The sequence below is a fragment of the Curtobacterium sp. MCJR17_043 genome (assembly GCF_003224315.2).
In the GTDB taxonomy this organism is placed as follows: domain Bacteria; phylum Actinomycetota; class Actinomycetes; order Actinomycetales; family Microbacteriaceae; genus Curtobacterium.
On record NZ_CP126259.1, the window covers coordinates 2,319,767 to 2,330,555 of the forward strand.

The window sequence follows — 10,789 nt, forward strand, 5'->3', positions numbered from 1 at the left end:
AGATGCGGTCGACGAGTTCGGACGCGTCCGTCGGGAACCGCAGCCGCGGCGGCGCAAGGGGGGTTCTCGCTCACGGGACCCGATCCTATCCGGCCGGGACGAGCCTCCCGGCGCATGTGACGCTCGTCGCCCGCGGGGTCCTCAGCAGCGGCCGGTGGTGCGCAGGCCGTCCTCGCTGAGCGGGAGTTCGTCCGCGGTGACGCGCACCGTCGCCGCCGACTCCGTCACCCGGAGCGACCGGACCCGGAGCTGCTCCGGCAGGAACTGCGCCGTGCAGACCGGGACGGGCACGTCCGAGACGCCCGGGATGTCGTCGAGGTCCAACCCGAGCGAGGAGTTGGTGATGCGGACGGTCTCGGGCGTGATCGTGACGCCCCGACCGTCGGACTGCACCGCGACCGAGCCGTCCGCCGCGTAGCCGATGTCGAAGCCGAGCACCGAGGTGGTGCCCCGCAGCTCGACGCCGCCGTCGATGAGCCGGAGTCGTTCGAACAGCGGTGAGTAGGCCGCCAGGTCCTTGACCGCCCCGGCCGCGAGCCGGACCGTGCCGTCGACGTCGTGCACGGCGCCCTGGCCGTCCACCGGCAGGTCGCGCGCGGTCACGTCCGCCGCGAGCGGGATGCCCGCCACCGTCAACCGGTCCGAGGAGATGTGCACCCGGTCGAAGGTCCCGCCGACCAGCTGCGGGATGACGACGCCGTCCACGTGCGCGTCCACCGTCCCGGTCGTGCCGTCGGGCAGCGACTGCTCGACCTGGTCCGCGATCGTCCGGTCGACGACCCCGCGGAGGACGAACTCGGCGACCACGACGACGACCGCCAGGAGCAGGAGCACGACGACCAGCACGATCGCCAGCGTCCGGCCCCGACGCGTCCGGCCCCGACGCTTCCGGCCCCGACGCTCCCGACCCCGACCGGTGGCGGGTGCGGACGTCACCGCTACATCCGTTCGGGCGCGCTGACGCCGAGCAGACCGAGGCCGTTCCGGACCACCTGGCCCGTGGCGTCGTTCACCCAGAGACGGGTGCGGTGCAGGTCCGACACCGGCTCGTCACCGAGCGGCGTGACGCGGCAGGAGTCGTACCAGCGGTGGTACAGGCCGGCGAGCTGCTCGATGTACCGGGCGATCCGGTGCGGTTCCCGGAGTTCCGCGGCCTGGCGGACCACCCGCGGGTACTCCGCGATCGCGCCGAGGAGGGCGCTCTCGGACTCGTGGGTGAGCAGCGACGCGTCGAACACCGAGCGGTCCACGCCGGACGCCGCGGCGTTCCGGGCGACGGACTGCGTCCGGGCGTGGGCGTACTGGACGTAGAACACCGGGTTGTCGTTCGTGCGCTTGGTCAGCAGGTCGAGGTCGATGTCGATCGCCGTGTCGCTCGCGAACCGCACGAGCGCGTACCGGCCGGCGTCCACGCCCACGGCGTCGACGAGGTCCTCCATCGTCACGACGGTGCCGTTGCGCTTCGACATCCGGAGCGGCTGGCCGTCCTTGAGCAGGTTCACCAGCTGGCCGATGAGGATCTCGAGGTTCACGCCCGGCTCGTCACCGAACGCCGCACACATGGCCATCATCCGGCCGACGTAGCCGTGGTGGTCCGCGCCGAGCATGATGAGGTTCCGCTCGAAGCCGCGCTCGCGCTTGTCGAGGTAGTAGGCGAGGTCGCCGGCGATGTACGCGGGTTCGCCGTCCGACTTGATGACCACGCGGTCGCGGTCGTCGCCGAAGTCGGTCGTCCGGAGCCAGAGGGCGCCGTCCGCCTCGTACATCCGGCCCTGCTCCTGCAGCCGGGCGATCGCGCGGTCGACCGCCTTCGACTCGTGCAGCGAGTTCTCGTGGAAGAAGACGTCGAAGTCGACGCCGAAGTCGTGCAGCGAGCGCTTGATGTCCGTGAACATGAACTCGACGCCCTCGCGCCGGAACAGCTCCTGCGCTTCGTCGCGCGGCATGCCCGTGACGTCGACACCCGGCTCGAGCGTCGCGAGCACGCGGGCCGCGATCTCGCCGATGTACGCGCCGCCGTAGCCGTCCTCGGGCGTCGGCTCCCCCCAGCGCGGACGCCAGGAGGGAGCGGGCGAACCGGTCGATCTGGTTGCCGTGGTCGTTGAAGTAGTACTCGCGGGTGACGAGGCCGCCCTGCGCCTGGAACACGCGCGCCAGGCTGTCGCCCACCGCGGCCCACCGCACGCCGCCCATGTGGATGGGTCCGGTCGGGTTCGCCGACACGAACTCGAGGTCGATGCGGACCCCGTCGTAGAGGTCGCCGTGCCCGAAGGTCACGCCCTGGTCGACCACGGTGCGTGCGACCTCGCCGGCCGCGGCGGCCTCGAGCGTGATGTTGATGAAGCCCGGCCCGGCGATGTCGACCGAGTCCACGCCGTCGAGCTCGGTCAGCTCGCCGGCGATCTCCGTCGCGAGCTCGCGCGGGTTGGACCCGAGGCGCTTCGCGAGCTGCATGGCCGCGTTCGACGCCCAGTCGCCGTGCGCCCGGTTCTTCGGCCGTTCCAGGGCCACGTGGGACTCCTGGACCGTCACGGTGTCGGCAGCGCCTCGGCGCTCGACGATGCCCGTGAGGATCGACAGGTACGCGGCGGAGAGTTCGGCAGGAGTCACGGCGATCGAGTCTACCGGGACACCCGGCGACCACCCGGACCACGCCGGGAGGGATGCAGCATCATGGTCCGTCATGACCTCCCGCAGCCTCCGGGCGTCCGGCCTCGCCGCACTCGTCGTCCCCGCCGCGCTCGTGCTCGCGGCCTGCTCGGGCACGGGCGGTGGTGCCCCTTCCGCCTCCCCCCACCACCGGGAGCGTCGGCCGTCCGGTGCCGCAGGACTGCGACGAGCTCGTGCCGGCGACGACGTTCACCGTCTACGGGCGGGATTTCGAGCGGGTGCGGACACCGCGTCCCGCATCGGGTTCGGCCGTCGCGCAGATCGCCGGCCAGGACGGTCGCGTGTGCACCTGGCGGTCCACCGCGGACGAGGACGTCACCGTGACCGTCGCCGTGGCACACCTGCCCGCGGCGCAGATCACACAGCTCGAGGACGCCCTCTTCGCGCAGGGCGGGTCCGTCCCCACGTACACGGTGGAGGGCTACTACTCCCTCCGCTCCGGCACCGGTCGCGCCGACGCCTTCGCCGGTCCGTACTGGATCCACACCAACTCGACGCTCTTCACCGAGCCCGGGACCGCCCAGCCCGTCGTCGACGCCGTCCGGCACGCGGTCGCGCCGGACGCGACCGCGCCGACCGGGTCACCGACGCCCTGACCGGCGCCACGGCGGACGGGAGGCCCGTGTCGGACCGGTGCGGAGCCTCCCGTCCGACACGGCACGCCCGGGGGAGGCGCACCGGCGTTCAGGAGGCGGGCGCGGACCTGCTACGGTTGGTGACACCCCCGGGCCCCCCATAGCTCAGGGGATAGAGCACTGCCCTCCGGAGGCAGGGGCGGAGGTTCGAATCCTCCTGGGGGGCACAGTCACATCCCCGCGCAAGCTGTCGTCCTCGCTGCGCTCGGTCGGCAGCGCGCGACGTCGCCTGCGGCGACCTTCCCCCCGTGGGCACCAGCGCGACGTCCGCCGCGGCGACCCTCCGGCTCGCGGCCACGTGCGTTCCCGAGCAGGACACCTCCGGGCCCTAGGATCACGCGGCGTGACGACCTCCACGCAGCAGGAACTCGACCGCGGGGACCGCGCCGCACCGGCCAGGACCCTGCTCGACGTCCTCACCGCCACCGCCGAGGCACACCCCGACGCCCTCGCCCTCGAGACGCCGGAGGGTGCGCTCGACTACCGCGGCCTCCTCGCCCTCGTGCAGGAGCGCGCCGCCGACCTCGCCCGCCACGGCGTCCGACGCGGCGACCGGGTCGGGATCCGCATCCCCTCCGGTGGCCGGGACCTGTCCGTGTCGATCCTCGCCGTCCTCGCCGCCGGCGCCGCCTACGTCCCCGTCGACGCCGACGACCCCGAGGAACGCGCCACCCTCGTCTTCGGCGAAGCACGGGTGGTCGGCGTCATCGGTGCCGGCGGTGTGCTCCGCGACCGCCGGGGCGCTCCGCTGCCGGTCACCGACCCCGCGGCGAGCGCCGAGGCGCCCACGACCGAGGACGACGCGTGGGTCATCTTCACGTCGGGGTCCACCGGCGTGCCGAAGGGCGTGGCCGTCACCCACCGCTCCGCCGCGGCCTTCGTCGACGCCGAGGCCCGGATGTTCCTGCAGGCCGCGCCGCTCGGTCCGGACGACCGGGTGCTCGCGGGCCTCAGCGTGGCGTTCGACGCCTCGTGCGAGGAGATGTGGCTCGCCTGGGGACACGGTGCCTGCCTCGTGCCGGCGCCCCGGTCGCTCGTGAAGAGCGGGGTCGACCTCGGCCCGTGGCTCATCGCGCACGGCATCACCGTCGTCTCGACCGTCCCCACGCTCGCGGCACTGTGGCCCGACGACGCGCTCGAGTCCGTGCGGCTGGTGATCTTCGGCGGTGAGGCCTGCCCGCCGGAGCTCGCCGCCCGCATCGCGTCCCGGGACCGCGAGGTGTGGAACACGTACGGCCCGACCGAGGCGACGGTCGTCGCGTGTGGTGCCCTGCTCGACGGCAGCACCCCGGTCCGGATCGGCCTGCCGCTCGACGGGTGGGACCTCGCGGTCGTCGACGCCGAGGGGCAGCGCGTCGCGCCGGGGCAGGTCGGCGAACTCGTCATCGGGGGGCGTCGGCCTCGGCCGGTACCTCGACCCGGCGAAGGACGCCGAGAAGTACGCGCCCTTCCCGCAGCTCGGGTGGGAGCGGGCGTACCGGAGCGGCGACCTGGTCCGGTACGACCCCGAGGGGCTCGTCTTCCAGGGTCGCGCCGACGACCAGGTGAAGCTGGGCGGCCGGCGCATCGAACTCGGCGAGATCGACGCGGCCCTGCAGTCCCTCGACGACGTCGCTGCGGGGGCCGCGGTCGTGCAGCGCACCCCGGCGGGCAACCAGGTGCTCGTCGGCTACGTCGCCCCGGTCGCCGGCGCGGTCGTCGACACGGCCGCGGCGAACACCCGTCTCCGCGAGGAACTGCCCGCCGCGCTCGTGCCGCTCCTCACCGTCGTCGACTCCCTGCCGACGCGGACGTCCGGCAAGGTCGACCGGGCGGCGCTGCCGTGGCCCCTCGAGGGCGCGATCGGGACGGACCTCCCGCCGACCGTCGCATGGATCGCCGAGCGGTGGTCGGCGATCCTCGGTGTCCCGGTCGCCGACGTCGACGACGACTTCTTCGCGCACGGCGGCGGTTCCCTGACCGCCGCGCAGCTCGTGTCGGCGGTCCGCGAGCGCTACCCCACGACCACCGTGGCCGACGTCTACGACCACCCGCGGATCGGCGCACTCGCGGCAGCGCTCGACGCGTCCGGGCCGGTGGCGGCGGCACGACGGGACGTCCGGCCGGTGCCGCCGCGCACCGGGCTGCTCCTGACGGTGCTCGGCCTGCCGCTCCAGGTGCTCCGTGGGCTGCGCCTGCTGAGCTGGACGGCACTCGTCGCGGCGGTGCTGCACGCCACCACGATGCCGTTCCTGCCCGTGCTGCCGTGGCCGCTCCTGGTGATCGCCCTCGTGCTGTTCGTCACCCCGGCCGGCAAGATGACGATCACGGTCGTCGCCGCCCGCCTGCTCCTGGCCGGGGTCCGTCCCGGCGACCACCCGCGCGGCGGCTCGGTGCACATCCGGGTCTGGCTCGCGGAACGGATCGCGGAGGCCGTGGACGGTCCGTCGACCGCGGGTGCCCCGTGGATCAGCTACTACGCCCGGGCCCTCGGTGCGAGGATCGGCCGGGACGTCGACCTGCACACGCTGCCGCCGGTCACCGGGATGCTCACGATCGGGAAGCGGGCCGCAGTGGAGCCCGAGGTGGACCTCGCCGGACACTGGGTGGACGGCGACGTGTTCCGCCTGGGTCCCGTGCACGTCGGCACGGACGCGGTCGTGCACAGCCGCTCGACCCTGATGCCCGGAGCACACGTGGGCGACGGCGCCGAGGTCGAGGCCGGCTCGGCGGTGGCCGGCGCGGTCCCGGCGGGTGAGCGCTGGGCGGGCTCGCCGGCCGAGCGCGTCGGGTCGGCACGCCACGGCCGGGAGGCCCGCCCCGCGTCCCCGAAGCGGTGGCTGCTCGCGTACGGGGCCGGGTCGGTCGCCGTCGCCGGGCTCCCCGTCGTCGGCGTCACTGCCGGACTGGCCGTCGCGGCGCTCGTCGTCGGGCGCCCGACCTCGCTCGGGGCCGCGGTCGGCCCCACGCTGCTGAGCGTGCCGCTCGCCACGGTCGTCGCGGGCCTCGTGTACGCGGGCCTCGTCGTCGCCGCGGTCCGGCTGCTCGGGCTCGGGCTCGTCGAGGGTCGGCACCCCGTGCGGTCCCGGACCGGGTGGCAGGTGTGGTGCACCGAGCGGGTCCTCGACGCTGCCCGCACCCTGCTGTTCCCGCTGTACGCGAGCCTCGTCACCCCGCTCTGGCTCCGCCTGCTCGGCGCGCGGGTCGGCCGGGACACCGAGATCTCCACGGTGCTGCTCATCCCCGCGCTGACACAGATCGCGTCCGGGGCGTTCCTGGCCGACGACACCATGGTCGCCACCTACGAGCTCGGCGGCGGTCGGGTGAGGATCGGTCGGTCGAAGGTGGGCCGCCGGGCGTTCCTCGGCAACAGCGGCATGACCGGCGCCGGTCGGTCGGTGCCGCGCGAGGCCCTCGTCGCGGTGCTGTCCGCCGTGCCGAAGAAGGCCAAGCGCGGGTCCTCGTGGCTCGGCAGTCCCCCCGGTCCGGCTCCGACGGGCGGCGGCGCAGTTCGACGAGGAGCGCACGTTCCGGCCGCCGACCCGGCTGAAGGTCGCCCGCGGCGCGTGGGAGGTGCTGCGTCTCGTGGCACCCATGGTGTCCGCCGCGATCGGGGTGGCCGTCGCCGCTACCTTCCTGGCCCTGTGGACCACGGTGGGACTCGGCTGGACGGTGCTGCTCGCCGGCCCGGTCCTCATCGCCGCCGGTGCGGTCGCGGCGGCCGTCTCGACCGTGGCGAAGTGGGCCTTCGTCGGGCGCATCACCGCCACCGAGCACCCGCTCTGGTCGTCGTTCGTCTGGCGCAACGAGGTGCAGGACACCTTCGTCGAGTCCGTCGCACGCCCCTGGTTCGCCGAGCAGGCCATCGGCACCCCGGCCCTGGCGGCGTGGTTGCGGAGCCTCGGCGCGACGATCGGCCGCGGTGTCTGGTGCGAGACCTACTGGCTGCCGGAGGCCGACCTCGTCACGATCGGCGACGGGGCGACCGTCGCCCGCGGCACCGTGGTGCAGACGCACCTGTTCCACGACCGCGTCATGCAGCTCGACACCGTGACGCTCGACGCCGGCGCGACGCTCGGGCCGCACGGTGTGGTCCTGCCCGCTGCCGGCATCGGCCCGGGAGCGACCGTCGGGCCCGCCTCGCTCGTGATGCGCGGCGAGCAGGTCCCGGGCGGCACGCTCTGGGCCGGCAACCCGATCGGCCCGTGGGAGCACCCGCCGTGGCGCACCGCGGCGTCCACCTCCGGGCACGACGGGGCGAGCGGGTCCGGCGACGCCGACGGACCACGCGACGCCAGTGGGTCCGGCGAGCGCGCCGAGCACCCGGGGCCGGTCGGCGCCGTGGCAGACTGACCGGCACCGTGAAGCAGACCGACCCCACCGCCGACCCGTACGCCCCGCACAGCGGCGACCGGCGGTGGACGACCCGCCACCACGACCTGCGACTCGACTACCGCGTCGCCACGAACCGGCTCGACGCGACCGCGACGATCAGCGCGACCGCCGACGAGCCGCTCGAGAAGGTCGTGCTCGACCTGCACGGGCTGAGCGTCGACCGGGTCGACGTCGACGGCGTGCGCGCGAAGAAGGTCTCGGTCGGGACCCACAAGACGACCGTGACACCCGCCGCACCGATCGCTGCGGGCGACGAGTTCACGGTGCACGTGCGGTACCGCGGCGCACCCCGACCACTCCGGAGCCCCTGGGGCACGCTCGGCTGGGAGGAACTGACCGACGGCGTGATCGTCGCGAGCCAGCCCGTCGGCGCACCGTCGTGGTTCCCCTGCAACGACCGCCCCGACGACAAGGCGACGTACCGCATCGAGGTGACGTGCGAAGCGGGGTACGAGGTCATCGCGAACGGCGCGCTGCTCGGCCGGGAGCGCACTGCTCGTGGCACGCGCTGGACCTACGCCGTCACCGAGCCGATGGCGACCTACCTGGCCACCGTGCAGATCGGTCGGTACCGCGCGACGAAGCTGCGCGGCGGTGCGGTGCCGGTCACCGTGCACCACCCGTCCGACCTGACCGCCGCCGTGAGGACGGACTTCGGCCAGGTGCCCGACATGATCGCCCTGTTCACCGACCGGTTCGGGCCGTACCCGTTCGCCGAGTACGGCGTCGTGGTGACCGACGACGAGCTCGAGATCCCGCTCGAGGCGCACGGCCTCGCGGTCTTCGGGCGGAACCACGTCGACGGGGAGCACGGCACCGACCGGCTCATCGCCCACGAGCTGGCGCACCAGTGGTTCGGCAACTCGGTGACGCTCGGCGTGTGGCGCGACATCTGGCTGCACGAGGGCTTCGCCTGCTACGCCGAGTGGCTCTGGTCCGAGCACCGCGGCGGCCCCACCGCGGACGACCTGGCGGCGACGTACCGTGCCGGGCTGCTCGACCAGCCGGAGGACCTCGTCGTCGCGGACCCCGGCGCCCGGGACATGTTCGACGACCGCGTCTACAAGCGCGGCGCGCTCGCCCTGCACGCCCTGCGACGGACGATCGGCGACGCTGCCTTCACCGACGGTCTCCGCACGGTGACCGGACGGCACCACCACGGCACGGTGACGACGCCGGACGTCGTGGGCGCGTTCGCGACGGCCGCCGGTACCGACCCCGCGCACGTGCTGCGCGCGCTCGGACCCTGGATCGACGAACCGGGCGTCCCCCCCGCTGCCCTAGCCCCGGCGCCGCCCTGACACGGCGCCGCCCTGGCGCCCGTGCCGTCGCGGCGTCGGCGTCGTCCCGGTGTCCCCGCCGTCCTGGGGTCCCGGTCCACGGAGGTCCTCGACCCGGACCGGAGTACCGCCCGCGGCGACGGCCACGACCAGGTCCGCGTCGAGCACGACGACCGTGACGAGCTGCTCCATCCCGTCGAACCGCGCGCGGTCCACCTGCCCGTCGCCGACTCGTCCGAGGACGGCCTCCACGCGTGCGGGATCGACCCGGAGCCCCCCGTCCGTCACGCTTCAGCACCGCCTCCTTCACCGTCCAGCACGAGGTGAGGTGCACCCCCCGCGCACTCCGGTCCGGACGCGGCCGCGCGGTGCCGCTCCCCCCGCGGTGAAGGCGTCGAGCGGGGCCGCCGTCACCCGGGACGCCCGCTCGACGTCGACACCGAGCGACGCCGGCCCGACGGCGAGGACGACGATCCCCGAGGTCCGCGCCAGACCGAGGCCGACCGGACGACCGTCGACCCGGGCTCCCGGCCGACCGTGGTCCGCAGCACCGCAGTGGGGACAGCGCTGCTGCACGGAGACCAGGGCCGGGTCCGATCGGGTGACCTCGGCGACGAACGCGACCAGGGCCTCCCGGTCGGCCGTTCGCGACGCCCCTGCGGCGGCCACCCGCACCGACACGGTCTGGAGGCCCGACTCACCCACGCGAGCAGCCTACGGTCCGCAGTGGGACGGCCGGTGCGGGCACGACGACGGCCCCGGTCGGGACCGACCGGGGCCGTGCTGTCGTCCTGCGGGTCAGGCGTGGGTGAGGGCGATGAGTGCGACGTTCATCGTCGCGTACCGGCCCTCGGACCGGGTCGCCTGACGCACGCGTCCGCGGAGGACCTCGTACCGTCCGTCGCGCTCACGCACGAACCCGATCACGCCGCTCGCCGGCGTGGACACGCGGTGGTACCCGTCCTCGAGTGGGACGACTTCTGCGGTGGTCGCTCGCTCCATTGCTGCTCCCCTTCCTTCATTGGCTCGACATCACTCTACCCCGTTTCGGGGGGACATGCCCGCAGCACTGTCCACTGTGTGCGGGCCCCGGGCGATCCCGGTGGGGTACAACCGGCGCCGGCCCGCCCTCCCGCTCCACAGCCCCGGCCCGTCCAGGAGGTGCCTGGCTAGACTCCGGACGACGGCCACGGACCAGCTGGACGAGGGCCACGGACGGAGGACGGATGCGCACGGTCGAGGTCAGGACGGACTCCGGGTCGACGGGGGTGCCTGCCCGGGGCGACGCGGCGCCACGTCCCCTGCTCGCGCGTCTGCTGGCAGGCGCGACCGCCGCCACCGTCGCCGCGCTGCTCGTCGTCGCCCCGGTCCCGGCCGCGCACGCCACCGAGCCGGTCGACCTCAGCGGCGCGTACGTCCTCGACGACGCTGACGCCCTCACCGACGCCCAGCAGGCCGACGTCGAGCAGGCCGTGCAGGACCTGTACCAGGAGACGCAGACACAGCTGTTCGTCGTCTTCGTGCCGTCCTTCACCGACCCGAGCGACCACACCGCCTGGGGTGCCGCGACCATGCAGCAGAACCAGATCGAGACGGACAGCATCCTGCTCTCCGTCGCGGTCGACGAGCGGAACTACGACGTCCAGCAGACCAACGAGACGGCGATCACCTCGAGCGACGTCGAGCGCGCGGTCGACGGCGACCTGCTCCCCCGCCTCAAGCAGGGCGACTGGGCCGCCGCGGCGACGGCCTTCGCCGGCGGACTCCAGCAGAGCCAGCAGCCCGCCGACCTCACCTGGCTGTGGGTGCTGCTCGGTGTCGCCGTCCTGG

At 74.1% G+C, this 10,789-nt stretch carries 5 protein-coding genes, 1 tRNA gene and 4 pseudogenes; 5 read left to right on the plus strand and 5 right to left on the minus strand.

Annotated elements, in window-relative coordinates; translation table 11 throughout:
* Positions 1 to 141: 141 nt before the first annotated feature.
* Together DEJ15_RS11990 and argS are read right to left on the minus strand one after the other, a co-directional pair.
* Positions 142 to 936 (minus strand): hypothetical protein, encoded by a 795-nt coding sequence (locus DEJ15_RS11990; protein WP_110825123.1) that lies wholly within the window; start codon positions 934 to 936, stop codon positions 142 to 144.
* A gap of 2 nt (positions 937 to 938) precedes the next feature.
* Positions 939 to 2,610, minus strand: a pseudogene (gene argS / locus DEJ15_RS11995) (arginine--tRNA ligase).
* Between the two features lie 209 nt (positions 2,611 to 2,819).
* Between argS and DEJ15_RS12000 the strand changes: the two are divergent.
* The 4 genes and pseudogenes from DEJ15_RS12000 to DEJ15_RS12015 all read left to right on the plus strand — a co-directional run.
* The gene (locus DEJ15_RS12000; RefSeq protein ID WP_284175038.1) at positions 2,820 to 3,266 is read left to right on the plus strand and encodes a hypothetical protein; all 447 of its coding nucleotides are present in this window, start codon (positions 2,820 to 2,822) and stop codon (positions 3,264 to 3,266) included.
* Between the two features lie 132 nt (positions 3,267 to 3,398).
* Positions 3,399 to 3,472, plus strand: a tRNA-Arg gene (locus tag DEJ15_RS12005).
* A gap of 176 nt (positions 3,473 to 3,648) precedes the next feature.
* Positions 3,649 to 7,637, plus strand: a pseudogene (locus DEJ15_RS12010) (Pls/PosA family non-ribosomal peptide synthetase).
* Positions 7,638 to 7,720: 83 nt separating this feature from the next.
* A pseudogene (locus DEJ15_RS12015) lies at positions 7,721 to 8,980 on the plus strand (M1 family metallopeptidase); the annotation flags it as partial.
* Here the strand turns inward: DEJ15_RS12015 and DEJ15_RS12020 are convergent.
* The 3 genes from DEJ15_RS12020 to DEJ15_RS12030 form a co-directional block, all read right to left on the minus strand.
* A complete protein-coding gene (locus DEJ15_RS12020; protein WP_284175040.1) occupies positions 8,960 to 9,247 on the minus strand; it encodes a hypothetical protein in 288 nt (95 codons plus the stop codon). The pseudogene DEJ15_RS12015 and the gene DEJ15_RS12020 sit on opposite strands and share 21 nt — an antisense overlap.
* Before the next feature lie 18 nt (positions 9,248 to 9,265).
* Positions 9,266 to 9,664 (minus strand): 4'-phosphopantetheinyl transferase family protein, encoded by a 399-nt coding sequence (locus DEJ15_RS12025; RefSeq protein WP_284175041.1) that lies wholly within the window; start codon positions 9,662 to 9,664, stop codon positions 9,266 to 9,268.
* Between the two features lie 93 nt (positions 9,665 to 9,757).
* The gene (locus tag DEJ15_RS12030) at positions 9,758 to 9,961 is read right to left on the minus strand and encodes a hypothetical protein (protein ID WP_110825128.1); all 204 of its coding nucleotides are present in this window, start codon (positions 9,959 to 9,961) and stop codon (positions 9,758 to 9,760) included.
* A gap of 224 nt (positions 9,962 to 10,185) precedes the next feature.
* On the opposite strand from DEJ15_RS12030, the pseudogene DEJ15_RS12035 reads away from it, so the two are divergent.
* Positions 10,186 to 10,716, plus strand: a pseudogene (locus tag DEJ15_RS12035) (TPM domain-containing protein); the annotation flags it as partial.
* Between the last annotated feature and the right edge of the window lie 73 nt (positions 10,717 to 10,789).

What these genes read in the sequence shown, in the direction of transcription:
- DEJ15_RS12030 (WP_110825128.1), bottom strand. Translation starts at nt 9,961, where the DNA reads ATGGAGCGAGCGACCACCGCAGAAGTCGTCCCACTCGAGGACGGGTAC.